Source organism: Methanococcus maripaludis (assembly GCF_013760955.1).
Classification (GTDB): domain Archaea; phylum AGJL01; class Methanococci; order Methanococcales; family Methanococcaceae; genus Methanococcus; species Methanococcus maripaludis_A.
The window spans coordinates 34,700-53,178 of record NZ_JACDUL010000002.1 but is presented as its reverse complement, the minus strand read 5'-3'; the positions used below and the strand labels follow the sequence as shown (position 1 = coordinate 53,178).

Genomic DNA, 18,479 nt, shown 5'->3' with positions numbered 1-18,479 from the left:
TTTGCGATTATTGTATAAATCCTCTTTTAATTCCTTCTTTATAAATCATAAAAAGACCCATGGAATCAAATCTGGAATCGTGAAAACCAGTCGTATTTCCAAAAAGGTTCAATGCATTTTTTAAAACTTCACTTTTTTCAATACTTAAAAAATCCAAAGTTTCTTCCAGTCTTGGCCATTTATAACCTGGACGATAAGGATTAGGAATCCCACATAAATTGGTGTAGTGATTCATGGTACAGAATTTTTTAGGATCATATTCAATGCCACATCTTACAAATTCGGAGTTTAAAAATTTGTAATCAAATGGAACATTGTGACAAATTAAGATTTTCTGGTCAATATCATCTAAAATTTGATTAGCATGATCTGTAAATGATTTTCCGTCAGAAAGCAGTTCTAATTTTTCAATAGACAACCCATGAACACTTTGAGCTTTTGTTTCCATGGAGTTAACTTTGAAATATATGTTTTCTGCCTTTTGAATATTCAAATCATCATCTGAAATTATGTACGATATCTGCGCAATTTGGCCAGGTTCAAGGCCTGTTGTTTCAGTGTCTAAGAATACTTTCATATATCCCCTTATCCCATAATGTAGTATTAATTAGTGCATTATATTAAATAATGTTCCATATTTGATATTAACACAAATATTTCAACATTTTTTCTCCTTTCTCGTTTATTTTTACAAAATGGTTTCTTCCCCTTTTTTCAATAGTTATTAGTTCCCATTCATCCCTTAGTTTTTTTAAGATATTTTGGTTTATCCAAGCATATTCACTTTGTTTTGTTTTCTGGGAAGATTCTTTAATGTCATTTCGTTTAGTTAATTCCCGAAATTTGGCAATATTATCATCCGTTTTTGAAAATTCAATCAATGCGCTTATGGATATGCCATCTTTTTCTTTTTGTATCTCTTTTAAAAATATTAATAATTCATTACTTGGCAAACTCATTGGGAACGTTAAAATATCTGAAATAGCTAAAATTCCGCTCGTAATAGGGGGGGTACCCCCATAATTTTTGCCCATGATTTCAGTTATTTTTTCTTTGTCTTCGTTCTTTGTTTTATCCAAATAATCTTTTGCTTTTACATAATAAGGAATAATTCTTTTATCTGTGGAATACATCATTGAACAGAGCATTCCTGAAATTGCAGCAAGTGTACTACCTGATGAGATATTTATGTAAATTGTATTTTCAGTGTTTTCATTTTTTATAATTTCTTTAGTAACTTTGAGGATGTCTTCCAATACAATATCATCAATAAATTTTCCAATAACTTCAACATTGTGTTTTTCAAGGATTTCTTTATTTTTATCAAAAAAAACACGTCCTTTATCATCCTTATGTTTTGTAATAAGATATACTCGGTCTGCTTTTCTTTCCAGTGCGGCTTTGCTTATTCTTTCTACTTCGAAACCAACTAAGCATATATGGACCCTTAATGGTATTTCCAAAATAATCACCACATATTTAAAATTAAATATAGTTTATAAATTAATAATATTAAGTATATTAAACTTACTTTTTTGTTAATACTTAAATATCGTTATGGGCCAGTATTATTTGATAGGATAATTACTGTAGAAATAAGGGATGAAAAAATATCTTTTTAAAAATTAGAAATACTTTTTTCGTCAGTTTTCTATTGTTTTTAATACTGTTAAGTTGAGAATTTTAAAAATAATCGTATATTATGCGAGTATGATCGATAAGATCCTCTGAGGTGTGATAAAATGTAAAAAAGAAACAATTTTGATTCAAACGTGGAATCCAATATTTAGAACACAATTTCCACTTTTGAATTTATGATATATATAACCATCTGATCGGATTTGTGACGATTATGGTAGTCAAAACTCTGCAAACGCTATTTAAAATGCGTTTTATTCCTGATTTAGAAAATAACAAAAATGGTGGTTTTATGGCCAAGGTACAAAGAACAACAAAAGTCTATGAATTAAAACAAGGGCGTAAAAAAGTATATATTGGGATTTCAAACGATCCCGAAAGAAGAGCAAAAGAACACGCACGAGCAGGTAAAAAATTTACCCATATGAATGTTTTAACTAACAAAAAAACACAATCTAACGCCAAAAAAATGGAAAGAGAACTAATTGAAAAATATGGTGGAACCAAAAGTAAAACCCCGAAATACAATAAAACTTTGTGGGGTTAAGCGAGGGATCTGCTATGAAAAAACTTTTTCTTTTTATTTTCGGGATCATATTAGTTAGTTCATTTTCAGGCTGTACTGATAATACTGACTATGTAGCAAAAGGAGATTCGTATCTAAGCCAAGGGCGTTATGAAATGGCCATATTAAACTATGATATCGCACTGGATAGCATATTTTATAAAATTAATCCAAATGATGAGATATATAAAAATAAAGGGATTGCATTAGAAAACCTTGAACGTTACGATGAATCCCTTAGTTCATATGTAAGAGCTTATGAAATTGATCCTGAAAACATTGATACATTATGTCATGTCGGAAATTTGCTTTTAAAACTTGAACGTTACAATGATGCACTTCCATACTATGAAAAAGCACTTTCGATTAAACCTGAAACCGAAGATGCACTATATGGAAAAGCCAGAGTACTCCAGTTTCAAGAAAACTATGCTCAAGCTAACGGCTATTACGATGAAGTATTGATACTGAATGAAAACAATACGCAAGCTCTTTATAATAAAGGATTAACATTACAAAAAATTGGGAAATATTCTGAAGCCAATATTTACATTGAAAGAGCAAAAGAGCTGACGAATGCCCAAAATTAACTACCAATTTTTAATTTTTAAAAATTAATTTCGAACAGTTTATCCAATAAAATATGGATTTTGTTAGTTACAAATGTAAAATTTCCAAAATTTAATTTATAATGATTTGTCTATTAAAGCATCTTCAACAGTATTGTATTTAATAACAGCTTCTTTTACCCAATTTGGAGTAAAATTATCATTTTTTAAATAATGAAGTGCTCGTTTGTCTAAAATATACGTTATTGAATAGTCATTAACTGAACGTGTGGTTCTCCCATACGACTGAATCATCTGGGTTACTGCTTTTCCAAAATACCAGTTTGGATCTTTTTTTCGCCTTGCAGTTACTTGCTCATCTCCCGCAAGAAACGGAACTTTAAAAATGATCTGAAATCTTGCTTTATCATCTTTAAAATCAACCCCCGTATGTAAACTTGGGGAAATTAAAACGCTGTTATTATTCTTTTCGTGATAATATAATCCTGAATCGATAGATTCTATCCCCTCTGAAAGATTTCCATTAGATGTTACCTTTATCATCCTGTTTTTATGAATCGAATTTTTAAAAATATCTTTCATGAGTTTATTTGATGAAACATGGATAATTCCACGCTCATTTTTATGATTGGAAAGTATTAAATCCAATTTTTCAACAGTTTTTTTGAAATAGTCTTTTTTATTTAAATATTCATACTTCATGTTGAATTCGTTTATTATTTTTAAAGGGCGATTTTTAACTGGAAAAGATGCAGGAACACTTACAACTGCATAATCTTTTTCAGAAAATCCGAGATCTTTCATATGCTGCTTTGAAAGCGTTGCAGATGATAAAATATAGAATTCAGCCTGGTCGAACAGCTCTTCTTTTAAGTCTTTAACATCGATTGGTTTTAAAATGATTTTTTCCAAATAAGTTCCAACGTTTTTTCCATAATTTCTTTCAACATGTGTTGGAATCCATTTGGCACCCATTTCACCAGATTCTTGAATTTCTTCAATTTTGTATAAATCATCGAATAGATTTATGGCATTTTTTATTCTTTTTTGGTATTTTTCAATAGAATCCATAAATCTCGTTGTTTCAGATTCTGAAAGGTCTATATAGTTTGATGGTAAAAACATTTTAGAATAATTAATCAATTTCTGTTTTCTTTCTAAATTAGACATATTTATTAGGTTATTTTGATTTTTAACTTTCATAAAAAAGATATCTTTAGATACCAACTGCTTATCGAGGATTATTTTTATATCACTGTAAACTGTTTTTTTCAAAAAATTTAAGAGCTCAGCTTCCCCTTCGTAGATATTTTCAAATGCTGCATCGACTGCGTAGTTTATAATATCTTTAAAATAGATGTTTACAGGTAAAATTCCATTCCATTTTTCTTTTGGAAAGTTAACTTCTTTTTGTTCTTTTAAACTCTTTCTTAATTTTTCCACACGTTTTTTAGTAATTTCAATCGTGTAATGGTTCATTAATGTATCTTCAATGTTGTGTGCTTCGTCAATTATGCACAAAGTCCTGTTTTCAAAGCCTACTTCTTCATTCGGGACTGCAAGGATAAAATAAGCCATATTCATGCATGCAAAAGTAGATTCCAAAGCCTCTTTTTTAGCAAGTTTATATTCACAAACGCCTTCAAAATTGCATTTTGTGTTTTTAGCAATTTTATAACAGTCTTCAAAGGTTTTCGCTTTGTATTCTTCAGTTTTTTTCCCTTTTTTAGCATCTTCATTCTTTCTTAAATTGTAAAGCCATTCCCAAGATTTGCAAGGGTAATTTGCACGTCCTTTAATCACCCTTACTTCTGGAAACTCGTCTGAATACTGATTTTGAAGCATTTTAGTTGAAGTTAGAACAAAGGCATTATTATTTTCGTTTAAAGAATTTAAAATTGAACCAACCGAAATATTGTAAAGTGATTTTCCAGCCCCAGTTGGCGCATTTAAAACGATTATTTTCTTACCGTTTGAAATATGGCCTAAAATCTCCTCAACTTTTTCCTGCTGGTACTTTCGCCAGTACTTAAAGTCTTCTGGGATATGTTCTAGCATATTTGGAGATTCTGGAATCATCTGTTTCACATTATATTTTTTTAAAAGAAATAATGAGTATTTAATCAAATCCTTTCAGACATTAAACTAACCAATTCATCATATCCCAACGGATTTACTTCAACAACTTCCTCTAAACTTACATAATATATTTTACATAATGTATTCTTTTTAAAATATTCTTTTACAACATAATAATAAATTGAAAGCTGTTTTCTATATTCCTCATGGTTTATTTTTGAAACGTCTGTTTTATAATCAATTATTTCTATTTTATCATCATACATGGCAAGTAAATCAATAATTCCCCGAATTAAATTTCCGTTTACTGGAAGAGAACATTCAATTTCAGGAATTAATTCAATAGCGTCTAACGAATCTATAAAGTTTTTAACTTCTAAAACCTCTTTTGAATCGTCAAAAACCTCTTTTTTCAGTGCGAACTGCTCTGCAACGTGGTGAATATAGTTTCCAAATTCAATTCCTCTTCCACCCTCAGAGGGAGTAAAATCTATAAAATCATGCACACTGTAAATATGGCCCTGTTTAACATAATTTTCAAGTTCAAATTCAGTATTTTGAATTTCTACATCATTCTCAATTTTAGAAAATTCGAATTCAGAAGGTTCTAAAATTGAAAAATCCCTAGATAATTCCTTGAAAAAGTTTGAAGGGTTATACGCCGTAAAATAAACGTACTGTTTTGCACGAGTTATTGCAACAAACATCAGTCTTCTCTCTTCATCATATTCCCTTAAAACAGCAGCTTTTAAAAGATCTGCTTTCCAATTATTAAATAAACTGTGATATTCCCCCTTAATTCCATATATTTTAGATAATCTAGCCCCATATAAATCAGAATGGGTTAAAAGTCCTTTTTCAGACATTTCAGATGGGAAATTTTTTTGGTTACAATTTACAATGAATACTACAGGGTATTCAAGCCCTTTTGATCCGTGAACTGTCTGGATGGTGATCGAATTTGGAGAAGAATCTATTTCGATTTCAAAAGTTTCATTGTTTTGAATTGCTTCTTCAATGAAATTTGCTAAAATTTTAGTTGATATTAAATTATTGGAACAAAGACTAGATATTTGGGCCGTAATTGCATTAGAATAATCATTATCTATGTTGTAATGTTTAAAAATTTCAGAAATTAAAAATATAACATTATTTTGAATTTTTTGCAAGTTTTTCCTAAATTCAATGTATTTTTCAGGATATTCTTTTTCAGAAATAATTTTTCGCTTTTCCAAATATGGGTAATTATCTTCAGCAAGTATTGTAACCCATGCTCGTTTGTCGTCAATATTTGAAAGGAGCCTAAGCCATGCTAAAATTAAAACTGATTCCCTTGCATTAAATAATTCAATTCCACCATCATATTTTGCTGGAATTCCTAATTTTTTAGCGTGTTTGTGAATTTCTAGTCCGAAGTTTCTAGTTCTTGAAAGAACTGCAATGTCGGAATATTCAATCGGCCGGAATACCGGTTTTTCATCGTTATAATCAACAATTTTGTATTTTTCATTGTTTACAATTTCCGAGATTTTTGAAAGAATCGATTTTATTTCAGATTCTTTATCTTTAGAATTTATAAATTCAATTTCAGAATATTCTTTCATATCAAAATTTGCAGAAAGTTTTGTAACATTTTTTAAAATTTCGTTGGAATCTATTTCTTCAGAACTCGAACCTTTTGCAATTAATGCGTTATTTGAAAAGTCAAGGATTTTTTGTGAACTTCTAAAATTTATTACAAATTCTTTGTTTTCTGCATTTAAATCAAATTTAATTCTTTCAAATTCATCGTTTAACAGGTTCTTATATTCATTTAGCTTTTCTTCGAAATTCAATATATTATCAATAGTAGCATTTCTAAATCCATATATTCCCTGTTTCCAGTCTCCAACAGCACATAAATTTGGCTCTTTTAAAAGCATTAATGTTAAAATAAATTGCAACTCATTAGTATCCTGAAATTCATCGACCATAATATACCTAAACGAATTATTTTCCCTTAATTTATGGTCGTGATATAACATGAGGTATGAAAACATCGTTAGAAAGTCAAAATTGAGTTTATTTTCGATAACTGACTTTTCAATGTAATTAAAATAAATATCATGAATAAATGAAAGCAAGTCAGCCCTATCTTCGTTAAACGATTCTTCAATGTACTTTTGACTGATTTGTTTATTTTCTTCGATATCGTCGGGAGTGTCAAGATATACTTTATCCCCCGAACTTTTAAATTTTTTTAGCATTTTTGATTGAGTAAAATCTTTTTTACCCATAACTGGTGCATTTGAATTATTGGAAACTTTTAAAAATTCTTCAAAATCTCCAATAAGTCTTTTTTCACCATCTAAAAACCATCCATCCTTTGTTGGAAAGATCCCTTTTGAAAGCAGTTTTTTTATCAAAAATAAAATTTCAAAATAGTTTTTAGAAACTGTTTTAAATATTTCGGGGTATTTTTCAAGGTTTTTTTCTTTAAAATCGTAGTAAACGGATTTAAAGAAGTAGTTTTCAAGGATTGAACTTTCTAAAATCGAATAATTTTTCGATAGTGGTTCATTGATTCCAAGGTAGTAAGGTGCGCTTTCGGGGTTTTCCCGTAATATTTTATTACAGAATGAGTGAAATGTTGAAATATTTGCATCAAGAAGGTTTATGGACGAATCGTGGCTTATAACTTTATTAAATATTTTCTTTTTCATATTTTCTGCAGCATTTTTTGTAAATGTGAGAAGTAAAATATCACCAATATCCGCAGAATTTAAAATATTTAAATATCGTTTTGTGATTGTGTGGGTTTTCCCAGTTCCAGGTCCTGCATCCACAACATAAATTCCATTAATATTTTCAGCTACTTCGTCCTGTTTTGGATTGAAAACCAAGTTAATCCCCCCTTTTTAAACAGATGTCTGAATATTCGCAATTTTTACAGAGTTCTGATACTATTGGAAGATACGGATACCCTAAACCAGAATATAATTTAACTTCCTCAATTTTACCTTTTAAAAATTCTTCAAAATTGTCGAGATCGTCTTTAAAAAATACCGCTTTTGATACTGCCCTTGAAGTTCCGTTTTTTATGTTTAAAAGTTCTTTATAAAAACTCAAAGCCCCTTTTTCAACGGTTTTTTTGGGGCTGTATGCTAGAATATGTTCTAAAAATCCAAATTTGTGTGTTTCTAAAAATTCATTGGTCATTTCAGAATTAAACGGATTTTTTGTAAAATACTCCAAAATATACTCTTTTGAAACAGTATTTACAAAATTCATTCGCTCCTTACTTCCAAGTGCGAGTTCAAAACCTTCATCTGACAATACAAAATCATTAAACGAAGTTGGATAATACATAATATCAACAATATTTTCATCAAAATGTCCGGTTCCATCTAAAACTTTATTTTTATTTCCCAGGAAGAAATAGTACTTAAATGAAAGATTTTTATTTGGATTTTCAGTTCTAAGTTTTAATAAATATACCATTGGCTGAAAATCGATTTCTGACCCTAATTTTTTAATATTGCAGAGTTTCAAAATTTTTGAAGCCGATTTAACCGATTTTGAAGATTTGTAATCCAAAATTGTTGAATTATCAATCAATAAATCGATAAAACCATTCAAACCAAAATTTAGATCTTCAAAGTAAACTTCAGTATTTTTTCTAAATAAGGGCATTTCAAATAATCTTGATAAAAAATTCTCATTTTGTTTTTTAGATTCTAAATTAAACGTGCTTTCGAAATCAAATGTAGTTGAATCAATAAATTCTACAGTATTCTTAATAGCAATTAAAAACTCCGTTTTTTCAAGGTCTTTTAATAAAATATCGATTAATTTAGAATATTCATTAGATAAAATTTCAGCAAAATATTCATATCCTTTTCCATTTACAACTTCAGGATAATTTACGTAAAATTCTGCGAATTCATGGAGTAAATTTCCTTTTACATGGTAGTTTTTGCTGTCACTCCTGTAAATCCGAGATATTTCATAAATTTTTGGACAAAGTACAAAGTTGTTTAAACTGCTCTGAGAAAAAATGTGCTTTGTAATTGGTTCTTTTGATTCAAAATCCTCAGAAAATTCTTCTATCATACTATTTTTACCATTTGATAGAATTTTAACGTTAAATATCTCATCCCTAAAACTTTCAATCTCTTTTTCAAAAATTTGGTTAAAGTAAAAGCAAGGAATTGTTTTTTCACCATTTTTAAATTCTGGTACAAAGTAGTACTGAAGCTGCCCTTGTGATAATAATATTTGGAAATTTGAAAGGTTTTTTTGTTCTTCGTCTTTTTTAGAAATATATGGGGCTTTTTTAACATCTTTTGTCCATGATGAATCGATATTCACGTAAATACAGACAGGTTTATCAACATAAACCGAATTTTTAGCATCGATTAAAAGGACACCAGATTTTGAATTTCCTATTTCAACATCGAAGTTATCAATATAGTACGTTAAATTTTGAATATTTTGATAAGTTACTTTTTTATCATAAATTTCGAGTTTTTGTAGTGTTTTTTTAAATTCATAGGGTATTTCGATTTCAAAATCGTTTAAAAAGGTTAAAAGATCTAAAAATCGATATTCTGAAATATTTTTCAAAAATTCGCATAGTTTGTTAAAATTTTCATCAGTATTAACGTTTTCAGAGTAATCTTTTAACGTATAATTTGAATATCCTTCTGAAGTTCCAATATTAAACATTTCAAAATAAGGAGCTAAATCCCTTAAATATAATTCATTTATTTGAAATGAAAGAGTCAATAGGTTTAAAATAGATCTTAAATTCAAATTTTCATGCAAATATTCTTTTACATTTAGGTTTATTCCTTTTTTATACAGCTTAGCTTTCAAAATATCAAGAATTGTACTTTCCGTGTTTAAAATTATTGAAAAATCATTCTGGTTTTCCGGATTAATAATGTTTGAAATTCTATCTGAAATTTCGTTTTCATTTTTAAATAAATAGAAATTTTCCAAATCTTTCGGTTCTTCTTTAAACGGTGATATTTTTGTAAAATTTTTTGGAAGAGCCAATTTATCAATTTTACTAAAATTTTCAAATCCAATGACTGCAACCTCGTCTTCAGAATAATTTTTGAAATGTTTGTAAAAATCAAATTTTTCGAGGGTATTTTCAGTTGTTGCAAGCGAATTGTACTTATCCAGTATCCTTTTTTCGTAAGAATTTATGTACTTTGAAACGTTTCTCGAATGTTTCTTTATTTCAACAATTTTTTCAACAGCACTATGAACTGATTTTATATCATATCCAAAATCTTTTGAAATTTTTAAAATTACGTCAGTTTTCGAGAGTTTTTGCTCATCAAAATATGTTGGAATAAATTTTTGTGCAATTTCTTGTGAAGTGTATGCAAATTTTCCAATCATTGGTTTATCGATACGCTTATTTAATGCAGTTGCCAAAGCTGCATCGTTTGTTAAAACAATTTTTTTAGGTTTAACTCCATTATAAAGTTCATCCACTGATTTAACTGCTTGAAACCCCATGATACCCCTTTATCTTAAAGTTATATTCAATTAATTATTAAATTTTACATTTTTAAAGTTTAATCGGAAAATTATATCAAAAACGACATATATTATGAAAAATACCCTTTATATTGGTTTTTAATTTGTATGAGGGAGATTATGGATATCAAGGAAAAATATCAATTATGGGATGAATTTCTTCAACGATGGCCTGTTGAAAAAGTAAAAAGCATGACTTTAGAAGAATACACAAATTTAGGAAATAATGACTATTTTTGCTACTGGTTAGAACGTAAAGCTCATGAATTGGGCGGAATAGGTGGGGGTGCTTCATTTAAATTTGGGATATTTAGAACGAACTCTGAAAACAAAGAAAACGAAAGAGGTCGAAAATATTCTGAAAAATACGGTTGGTACGAAAAATACGGAAAAACTGAGGAAGAGGCGTTCCAAACAGTTAAAAATATGGTAATGGATATAATTGAAAAATCGAGAGCCGGAAAATTTAATGAAATCGATTCGATAGATCTCGGAAATGCAGTAAAGTGGAAAATTGCATTTATTTATCAAGATCGAAACAGTCCTAAGCTAGTTTCCATATACAATACAAAAATGCTGGCTAAAGCACTCGGGGTTGAATTTAATGGTTCAGTTTCTGAACTACAATCCTGTGCATTTAAAGAAAAACCTGAAAATATGGACATTTTTGAATATTATGACATTTTAGAAAGTAGGTTTAAAGAATCTGATGAAGATGAAAGCGAAGATTTTATCGAAGAAGAATCTGAAGAAATTAGTGTTACCTCGAAAAATAAAAAATTCCCTTTAAACACGATACTTTACGGCCCTCCTGGAACTGGAAAAACATATTCTGTAACTGAAAAAGCAGTTGAAATAATTGATGGCGATATTTCAAATAAATCAAGGGAAGAGCTCGTAGATAGGTACGAAAACCTGAGAGAAAACGGTCAAATTGAATTTATAACATTTCACCAGTCATATTCCTACGAAGATTTTATCGAAGGAATTAAACCCGTTTTAGAAAATTCGGACAGCAATTCAATTGAATACCAGATAGACGATGGAATTTTTAAAACATTGTGTTTAAAAGCAAAAGCAAAGAAATCTACCGTAATTACAGGGTATACTTTTGATGAAAATAAATCAAATGTATTCAAACTTTCATTGGGTGATGTATCTATCGATGCAGATCCTATTTTTAAATACTGCTTTGAAAATGGAGTCATTGCATTGGGTTGGGGAGAAGATATTGACTTTAGTAAAAGTACTTCATTAGATGCGATAAAGAAAGTACATGACACGAAATACCCACAATACGCTTCTTTTGGACCAACTGCTGTTGATCGATTTATCAATGGAATGAAAAAAGGCGATATTGTAGTAATTACTCATGGAAACCGTAAATTTAAAGCAATATGTCAAATTATTGGCGATTACGAATACCGTAACGACTCTGAAATAAGATACTATCAATTTAGAAAAGTTAAATGGCTTTGGGTAGCTGATGAACCGGCCCCGGTTTCACAAATCCTAAAAGAAAAGAATTTTTCACAAATGTCAATTTATAAACTTTCAAAAGAGGATTTGTTAATTGAAAATCTTAAAGATCTCATTTCAAACAATTCCGATGTAGAAAATAATAAACCGAGATTTGATGAAGTATTTACTAAATTAATTGGAAATACTGATTTCGAAAATGGGGAAACCATTAGAATAGATATGAAAAATCCAAATTCCCATTATTTAATTAAAAAAGTAAACGAAAAAACTATTTTTTATGATAAAGGGAATGTATCTGGCGAATATAATCTAAGCATTAATACATTAAAAAGAATGTATGATACTGGAGAAAATAATATCATTACAGGCGGGGGCTTGGAATCGTATTACAACGGACTATTAACCAGAATTAATAAAATTGCAGAACAATTATCCGTAAAAACGGATGAAAAAAACTATGTCCTAATAATTGATGAAATAAACCGTGGAAATATTTCTAAAATATTTGGGGAACTCATTACATTGATTGAAGATGATAAAAGGCTTGGAACTAAAAATCAGATTACTACAACCCTTCCATATTCAAAAGACACTTTTGGGGTTCCAAAAAATCTCTATCTTTTAGGTACGATGAATACTGCTGACAGATCAATTGCTTTAATGGATACTGCACTTAGAAGAAGGTTCCACTTTGAAGAATTGATGCCTGACCCAGAATTATTGAATGGAATTATTGTAAAAGGAATAAATCTAAAACAGATGCTTGAAAAATTGAACGAAAGAGTTGAATTTTTATACGATAGAGATCATGAAATCGGCCATGCATATTTCCTACCTTTAAAATACATTGAAAATGAAGAAGAACAGTTTAAAAAACTCTGTCAAATCTTTAAAAATAAAATAATTCCACTTTTACAGGAGTATTTCTACGATAACTATGAAAAAATACAGATCGTTCTTGGAGACCACTTCAGACAATTAAATAGAATGGAAGAAACCGAAAACTACGAAGATATCCCAGTCAGATTTATTCAAAGCAAAAAATTCAAAGAAAATTCAGTAATCGGCTTTGATCATGAAGAATATGAAGATATGATAACATATAGAATAAATCCAGATCTCTGTATTGGAGATATAACTCCTGAAACATTTAAAAAGATTTATGAAAAGATTTAAGGGCTGATTATCAATGAATAATCAGTTTACCGTCACAGAATTTGGAATTATTGTAAAAGGAAATGAAAATAGACAGTTTGATACATATATTTCTTTAAAAGAATCCGTATTTAACGATTTAAAAACCTTTATTTTGCAGAACAAAGATAAAAATACGGATGAATTTTTAACTATAACTTACAAAAAGAACTATGGAGAAGTTCTACAGGCTAAAAACTACGTTGGAATAATTCAAATGAAAAATGGCGTAACTATTGAAATTTTACCAAAAATATATGGTAAAAGTAAAGATTTGAGTGTTTCAGATACACGAAAACTCTTTTTAAAAATGCTAAAAACATTGAAAGATTCACCTTTCAAAAAATTTGATTTATCAAACCTGAAAACTGACAGAATGCCCTTAAATGAAATATTTATAACCATGTTTTTAGATGAACTTTCAGTTTTAATCAAAAGGGGTTTAAAATCAGATTATATTGAAACACAAAAGAATTTAAACGTTTTAAAGGGAAAATTGAAATTTAAAGAACATATTAAGCATAATCTAATCCATAAAGAAAGATTTTTTGTTGAATTTGACGAATTTATAAAAGACATGGCTGAAAATAGGATTATAAAGTCTACTTTAAAAGAACTTTCAAAAAGATCAAAATCTGGCAAAAATTTAAAAAATATTTCTGAATACAGCTTTGTTTTTGATGAAATTTCTGAATCAAAAAACATTGAAAAAGATTTTAACGCTTGTAAATCTGGAAGATTAATGGTAGATTATGAAAATATACTTCTTTGGTGCAGGGTATTTTTAAAAAATGAAAGTTTTATTAATTTTAAAGGTTCAAATGTTGCATTTGCATTGCTTTATCCAATGGAAAAGATATTTGAGAGTTATTTAACATACAAACTTAAAAAATCTGGAAAATTCAGTTATGTAAAAGCCCAAGATTCGAGATTTTTCCTTGTAAAAGAAGATCTTAAAAAAATGTTTAAATTAAAACCCGATATTTACGCCGAAAAAGATGATACAATCTATTTAATAGATGCAAAATGGAAAATACTTGACGTCAATTCTCCAAATTATGGAATTTCTCAAGGAGATATGTATCAGCTGCTTTCATATGCTAAAATTTATGAAAATAATTGTAAAAAGCATGTTAAAATGGCGTTAGTTTATCCAAAAACGGATAAATTTTTAGAAAAAGTGAATTTTGAATATTTCGATGAGAAAAATGTTTTATTGAAGATTTGGCCGTTTGAGTTGGTCTAAAAAACAATATTTTAAATAAAATTTAATTATCGTCCAAATTATGGACATTTTCTTCCCCAAACCATTCAATTGCTTTGCTGATGGTCTGAGAGTTGGGGTTATGGTAATAAATATTTAGATTCTCTTTTGCACGAGTACAACATACATAAAATATCTTTTGAGTCCTTAATAACACACTTTGTTTATCTATCCTATTACAAAATAGATATTCAAAATTATAATTATTCCAACCCCCATTGTCTAGTATAACAAGTACATTTTCAAATTCTGACCCTTTAACCTTATGTTGTGTCGAAAATGGGGTAAATCCCTCCAAATAATTAAATAAATTTTGAAATTCTAAATATTGTAGGGCCTTAACCCGATTATACAAATATTGATTTTTTTCAATGAATGTATTGAAACTGTCATCTTTTTTACATAGCTCCTTTTCATCACATAAATTAATTACTTCTTCGATTTTAAGTTCAGAAAAATTTCCTATTTTGTCAATGATATTTTTTAGTTCTCTTTTTTTTGCAATTGAATCTATTTTAAAATTTGTTTTTCGTATAAACTCGTTATAATCCTTATTTTTATAATTTTGAATAATTTTTTCTATTTTAAACAAATGTTTTATTAAATTATCCCTTTTTGAGTCGTTAGAACCCTCATCATCTGTTTCTTTTTTATTATCTATTAATGAATCTTTGTCAAAATAAATTTTCTTAATCTCAGAAAATGGTAAGTTCTTCAGGTGATCATATAGTTCTTTTACTTCGTTTGACGAGTTTATCATCTGTTTTTTAGAATTTCTAAATAAAGAATCAACTTCTTCAATAATTTTTTCGAATGACTTAGAATCATCCAATTCAATGCATTTTTCATTAGATTTAGATAATATATCATTTTTTAGTCTAAACATTGGATCTTTATCATATATTGCCATTAAATTTGAAAATCCTGCTTTTGGAGCGATTAGATTATGAGTTAAACTTAATTCTTTTGTTTTAATAGTATCATTAAAATTCCAATTTGAAAAATACTGTGTAGATTTAATATTTTCTACATCGTTAGTTGTAGAATACAAAAAGTTTATTTTTCCAATAATTACTGACCCATCCTTCATATTTGGTGCATTTATATCATTAGAAGGTTCTTGTATCACATTGTCGGTTCTTAACTTATTTGCCAAATCAATTACTAATTTTGGATTTCTTCGATTCTGATTCAACACTACTTCTTTAACTTCTCCAGAGTTTACATAATCTTTTAAATCCCCTATTCCATCATCATAAATCGACTGCATTGAGTCTCCAAAAAATCCAATAATCTGTTCCTTGTTACATTTTTTCAAGTGCTTTAATAGTATTTCAATTACCAATTTATTGGTATCCTGATATTCATCAAGAAATATAAATTTAAATTTATCTTTTAGAATATTACAAAGTAAATCATGTTTTTCGAACAGATGGTGGGCTAAAACGAGTACTTCGTCATGCGAAATTATTCCATTTTTCATTTGAATATATTCTTTATACTGAATATTTGACACATTTTCTACAAAATGACTTTTATCATTTTCATTTTTAAACTTAATTTTTGAAGTTTCTAGTTCTGAAAGTTCAATTATTCCATTTTTTAATTCTTTTTGGAATTGTTTGATATTATTCCATAAAAAATCGTGGATCGTTGAAACCATTAAGTTATCATGATTAATCTTTAATTTAATTTCATTTACTGCTGAATTTGTATATGTAATACATGCGATACTAGCATTAGGGTTATCGTTTAATGCCTTTCTTATTACTTGGATTAACGAATATGTTTTTCCACTACCTGCCCCACCACTCAGAAGAAAATTATTCCCCCGTAGCACATGGCCAAATATCTCAACTATTTCAGGTTCTAGCAATTTTTCAACCATATCAACCCCTCCCGGATATATTTTGGAGTTTTCCAATTGCCAAACATTTTTCCATTTTCAGTATCCTTGCTATTTAATAATATTTCTATTGCAAAAGCTGGTTTTTTATCAATACATTTTTCTGCTAAAGTATACACATCTTTAGTCTGGTCAGCAACATATTTTTTATATTGTAAACTTGGAAAATTACCAATGTTATCACATACATACTTCCGATTTAAATGGAAAAATGCATCCTCAAAACTCCTTGCACAATATTTTTCATCATTGCAATTACTCTCTTCAACTTGGAAAATTACCATTAAATTCCCATTTTCGTCTGTTTCCCAATTTTTTGTTGTTTTATTTTTAGATAATCTTTTAGATTCGCATGACAACCCCAAAAAATAATCTAAATTTTCTCTTTTTCCATGAAAAAATTTTAAAGAAGCATTTGTTGTAATATTCCCTTCAAAAACTTTAACTTTCCCGGTTGTGTATTTAGGATTACCGTTATCATACGTTTCTTGTTCGCCTTTATTATTAAGAACAGGTTCTTTTTTGGCCGAATCAAGATCCGTAATTATCAATGATTTTATGCCTATAAAATCGATAAATTTTTCAAAAATGTGGGAATATGCCCCGGATTCTACGATTGAAATATTTTGTGATAAAAGGGGCATGTTTTCTGGAAATTCCTGGTCAATTTTTTTCATCATTGCAGGTAAAAGTATTTTTTCAGTATCCCCTTCAATTAAAATAGCTTTGTCTGCAAAAAATAGTTCTGCCCGATTTAGCGTAAGAAATTGTTTTAAAAATTTATAATATGCATCTTCACCAGCACCCAAGTATTCACTTTTTAAATCTTTCAAATTTTTAGCAATTACTTCATTTTGAGATTTTTTATAAAAGTATTTTATATCCTCAAAATCACTTTCCGACACAATATGGGATGAATGACTTGTAATAATTGTTTGTAAATTAAATTCTGTTCCGTCAGAGTTTCCACTTTCGGTTTTGAGCAGCTCTTTTATATTTTTTATGAATACAGACTGCATTTGTGGATGAGTATGTGCTTCAGGTTCTTCGATAAATAATATGTTTATATCTGCAGGATTCTTATCTTCCTTATTTTCCCGTCTGAAATCACTTAATATTAATTCGATTTCAAAAATCATACTTATTAAATTTAAATAACCTAATCCATTATAACTTTCTGGCAATAAATGCTCCTTATTATGTTCATACACTACCGTAGTATTTCCACCAAGCAGTTCTTTATGTTGTAAATTTGAAACTAGTTTTATTGTAGAATCACCCTCATTAATCCCGCCAAATTTCCTAACTTTTGTTAATACGTCTTCAAATAACTTACCATAAATATCTTCCAGCTCACCATCAGTTTTACATAATATTTCTTTAAATTCTTTGAAATTATCCAGTCCTTTTTTACTTTCTTCAGTTTTTTCATAATATTTAGATGACAATAATGACAAAGTTTTGTTGGAATCGTTATTAGAAACATTTCTAGTTGCCCCGATAATTTTAAAATTAATAATATTGTCCAGGGATATTTTTCTTTCGTTTAAGTCAATATATCTATTTTCGTTAATTGATGCTGTTTGTAAATCATATCCTACGGTTTTTTTAAATGTCTTAAAATATTTACCATGTTCTTTTTTTATAAATTCGTTAAAAATGGTTTTTTTATTTTCTTCAGGTTTCGGTTTTTTTGAAATATACTCATTAAAATCTGCTTTCAAATTATCAATTTTATCGTCTGGCAATACATATCCAAAAGAAAGTATTATTTTGTTATTATCTGGATCCAAATCCATCATCAGGTTAGATACGTTAGCTAAATCATCTTTTTCGCCATATTCTATGAACAATTTTAAATAAATACCCCGGCTAGTTAAATCAGTGTTTTGCAAAACAAAATCTCGTAATCCATCCTGAAATTCAATATTAAAATCATCAAAAGAAAAATTGGGTGAATTATTTAAAAATTTATTTAATATTGATAATAATGATGTCTTACCGCAATTATTTTTTCCAATTATTAGGGATAAATCATCCTCTAAATCGAGATTCATTTCTTTCAGTAGTCTGTAATTATTAACCATTATTTTTTTAATTTTCAAAATTTCCCCCCGTCACATAAATTAAATTAAAATTACCCCAACATAAATATTAAATTTTCGAAATAAATTTTCTTGAAAAAACTAATTTTGATACATTTTTAAAACGTCTTCAATTTTGTTTTTAAAATAATTAAATCGAAAA

General features: G+C 28.4%; 11 protein-coding genes. 4 read left to right on the top strand and 7 right to left on the bottom strand.

From position 1 onward, the window contains the following. Positions 1 to 7: 7 nt before the first annotated feature. Positions 8 to 577 carry a 3'-5' exonuclease gene (locus tag HNP90_RS03185; RefSeq protein ID WP_011976421.1) on the bottom strand — a complete coding sequence of 190 codons (570 nt, stop codon included), beginning with the start codon at positions 575 to 577 and terminating at the stop codon, positions 8 to 10. 67 nt (positions 578 to 644) lie between these two features. After that, positions 645 to 1,463: an HFX_2341 family transcriptional regulator domain-containing protein gene (locus tag HNP90_RS03180; RefSeq protein ID WP_011976420.1), complete on the bottom strand. Its 819-nt coding sequence runs from the start codon at positions 1,461 to 1,463 to the stop codon at positions 645 to 647. Between the two features lie 467 nt (positions 1,464 to 1,930). Here HNP90_RS03180 and HNP90_RS03175 point away from each other — a divergent pair, with 467 nt between their 5' ends. Further along, positions 1,931 to 2,185, top strand: coding sequence for a GIY-YIG nuclease family protein (locus tag HNP90_RS03175; RefSeq protein ID WP_011976419.1), 255 nt, complete (start codon positions 1,931 to 1,933; stop codon positions 2,183 to 2,185). 14 nt (positions 2,186 to 2,199) lie between these two features. After that, the gene (locus tag HNP90_RS03170; protein ID WP_011976418.1) at positions 2,200 to 2,793 is read left to right on the top strand and encodes a tetratricopeptide repeat protein; all 594 of its coding nucleotides are present in this window, start codon (positions 2,200 to 2,202) and stop codon (positions 2,791 to 2,793) included. A gap of 96 nt (positions 2,794 to 2,889) precedes the next feature. Here HNP90_RS03170 and HNP90_RS03165 read toward each other — a convergent pair whose 3' ends face one another. The 3 genes from HNP90_RS03165 to HNP90_RS03155 are packed head-to-tail and all read right to left on the bottom strand — an operon-like array spanning position 2,890 to position 10,365. Then, a complete protein-coding gene (locus HNP90_RS03165; protein WP_011976417.1) occupies positions 2,890 to 4,851 on the bottom strand; it encodes a helicase C-terminal domain-containing protein in 1,962 nt (653 codons plus the stop codon). A 44-nt stretch (positions 4,852 to 4,895) separates the two neighbouring features. Beyond that, the gene (locus HNP90_RS03160; protein ID WP_011976416.1) at positions 4,896 to 7,733 is read right to left on the bottom strand and encodes a UvrD-helicase domain-containing protein; all 2,838 of its coding nucleotides are present in this window, start codon (positions 7,731 to 7,733) and stop codon (positions 4,896 to 4,898) included. Between the two features lies 1 nt (position 7,734). Further along, positions 7,735 to 10,365, bottom strand: coding sequence for a PD-(D/E)XK nuclease family protein (locus HNP90_RS03155; RefSeq protein WP_011976415.1), 2,631 nt, complete (start codon positions 10,363 to 10,365; stop codon positions 7,735 to 7,737). 141 nt (positions 10,366 to 10,506) lie between these two features. Here HNP90_RS03155 and HNP90_RS09335 point away from each other — a divergent pair, with 141 nt between their 5' ends. Together HNP90_RS09335 and HNP90_RS03145 are read left to right on the top strand one after the other, a co-directional pair. After that, a complete protein-coding gene (locus tag HNP90_RS09335) occupies positions 10,507 to 13,044 on the top strand; it encodes an AAA family ATPase (RefSeq protein WP_011976414.1) in 2,538 nt (845 codons plus the stop codon). Positions 13,045 to 13,057: 13 nt separating this feature from the next. Continuing rightward, entirely contained in the window at positions 13,058 to 14,308 is a 1,251-nt protein-coding gene (locus HNP90_RS03145; protein ID WP_011976413.1) for an McrC family protein, read from the top strand. Positions 14,309 to 14,330: 22 nt separating this feature from the next. Here the strand turns inward: HNP90_RS03145 and HNP90_RS03140 are convergent, their stop codons facing one another. Continuing rightward, positions 14,331 to 16,214, bottom strand: a complete 1,884-nt coding sequence (locus HNP90_RS03140) for a UvrD-helicase domain-containing protein (RefSeq protein ID WP_011976412.1) — start codon at positions 16,212 to 16,214, stop codon at positions 14,331 to 14,333. Next, positions 16,196 to 18,337 carry an ATP-dependent nuclease gene (locus HNP90_RS03135; RefSeq protein WP_048060389.1) on the bottom strand — a complete coding sequence of 714 codons (2,142 nt, stop codon included), beginning with the start codon at positions 18,335 to 18,337 and terminating at the stop codon, positions 16,196 to 16,198. Before HNP90_RS03135 ends, HNP90_RS03140 begins: the two co-directional genes overlap by 19 nt. Positions 18,338 to 18,479: the final 142 nt, after the last annotated feature.

Excerpts from the sequence above, each read along its gene's own strand:
- HNP90_RS03140 (WP_011976412.1), bottom strand. The coding sequence starts at position 16,214 with ATGGTTGAAAAATTGCTAGAACCTGAAATAGTTGAGATATTTGGCCAT.
- HNP90_RS03165 (WP_011976417.1), bottom strand. The coding sequence starts at position 4,851 with ATGATTCCAGAATCTCCAAATATGCTAGAACATATCCCAGAAGACTTT.
- HNP90_RS03185 (WP_011976421.1), bottom strand. The coding sequence starts at position 577 with ATGAAAGTATTCTTAGACACTGAAACAACAGGCCTTGAACCTGGCCAA.
- HNP90_RS09335 (WP_011976414.1), top strand. The coding sequence starts at position 10,507 with ATGGATATCAAGGAAAAATATCAATTATGGGATGAATTTCTTCAACGA.
- HNP90_RS03175 (WP_011976419.1), top strand. The coding sequence starts at position 1,931 with ATGGCCAAGGTACAAAGAACAACAAAAGTCTATGAATTAAAACAAGGG.
- HNP90_RS03170 (WP_011976418.1), top strand. The coding sequence starts at position 2,200 with ATGAAAAAACTTTTTCTTTTTATTTTCGGGATCATATTAGTTAGTTCA.
- HNP90_RS03155 (WP_011976415.1), bottom strand. The coding sequence starts at position 10,365 with ATGGGGTTTCAAGCAGTTAAATCAGTGGATGAACTTTATAATGGAGTT.
- HNP90_RS03145 (WP_011976413.1), top strand. The coding sequence starts at position 13,058 with ATGAATAATCAGTTTACCGTCACAGAATTTGGAATTATTGTAAAAGGA.